Annotated in this window: 1 protein-coding gene; it reads right to left on the reverse strand. The window is 73.2% G+C overall.

Annotated elements, in window-relative coordinates; all coding sequences use genetic code 11:
• Window positions 1–324 precede the first annotated feature (324 nt).
• Window positions 325–1,427 (reverse strand): RluA family pseudouridine synthase (locus FV222_RS26020; protein WP_147816010.1); only part of this gene is annotated, 1,103 nt, incomplete at its 5' end.

Consider the following 1,427-nt stretch of genomic DNA (forward strand, 5'->3'; position numbering starts at 1 on the left):
AGCGACGGCTGCGCCTGGGCGCCCGGGGCCGCAGCCGGGGCGGCAATCGCGAGGGTCTCGGGACCGATCACGCAAAGGGCGGCGAGGCAGGCCAGCGTCGTGAGCTTCATGTCGATCGGGTCTCACCACGGGGTCGAGTTAGGCTCGGGGGTCGAGTTAGGCTCGGTCGCGCGCAGCGAAGGGCCGGCGCTTCGCTGCCGTTCGAGGATATGAGCCTCGCGGGGTGGTTGCCAACCCTCGCGGCGCCGCAGAGCACGACGCGCGGGCCGCCTTCGCGATCACGAACGCTTGGCCCCGCGCCTCCGGGGCGTCGCCGATTTGGCCTCACGCCTCCGGCGCGTCGACGATCGGGTCGTAGCGGGCGGCATCGAAGCCGAGCAGGTTCCAGCTCTGCGCCATGTGCGGCGGCAGAGGCGCGCTCACGTCGATCGGCTTGCCGGTGCGCGGATGCGGGATCACGATCCGGCGGGCGAGCAGGTGGAGCCGGTTCTGGATGCCGCCGGGGAGCGCCCAGTTCTCGACCGAGAAATACTTCGGGTCGCCGACGATCGGGTGTCCGATATGGGCCGCGTGCGCGCGCAGCTGGTGGGTCCGCCCCGTCACCGGCTTGAACGACAGCCACGACACCTTCTGCGCCGCCTGGTCGACGGTGGCGTAGTAGGTCAGCGCATGGGTGGCGCCCTCCTCGCCGTGCTGGGCGATTCGCATGCGGGCGTCGGCGTCGGTCGGCTCCTCCTTGACGAGGTAGGTCGAGACCCGGCCCTGCGGCGTGCGCGGCACGCCGGCGGTGAGCGCCCAGTAGATCTTCCGCGCCGCGCGCGAGCGGAAGCTCTTGGCGAGCGTCGCCGCCGCGACCCGGGTCTTGGCGACGATGAGGCAGCCGGCGGTGTCCTTGTCGAGGCGGTGGACGAGGCGCGGCTTCGAGCCGTCGGGGCCGGCCAGCGCCTCGAGCAGCCCGTCCACGTGCCGGACGGTGCCTGAGCCGCCCTGCACCGCGAGGCCGAAGGGCTTGTTCAGCACCATCATGTCCGCGTCCTCGTAGAGGACTAGCGAGCGGATGAATTCGGCGTCGTCCTGGTCGCGGACCGGGTTGCGCGGGCGGTCGGCCGGCTGGTCGAGCTTGAGCGGCGGCACCCGCACGGCCATGCCCGGCTCGAGCCGGTCGTTCGGCTTGGCACGCTTGCCGTCGACGCGCAGCTCGCCCTTGCGGACGATGCTCTGCACGCGGGCGAAGGGCAGCTGCGGGAAGCGGGCCGTGAGGAAGCGGTCGATCCGCATCCCGGCCTCGTCGGGTTCGACGGTGAGCGTCTGCACGCCGGAGGCGAGCGTCGCCGAGGCCGCCGCGCGCTGCTGGCGCCGGGTCGGGCCCTCTACGGGCGCCGCGGGGGCGTCCTCGACGGGGCGCGGACGGGCGGCTCGGGCGAGGC

The sequence above is a fragment of the Methylobacterium sp. WL103 genome, from assembly GCF_008039885.1.
Lineage (GTDB): Bacteria > Pseudomonadota > Alphaproteobacteria > Rhizobiales > Beijerinckiaceae > Methylobacterium > Methylobacterium cerastii.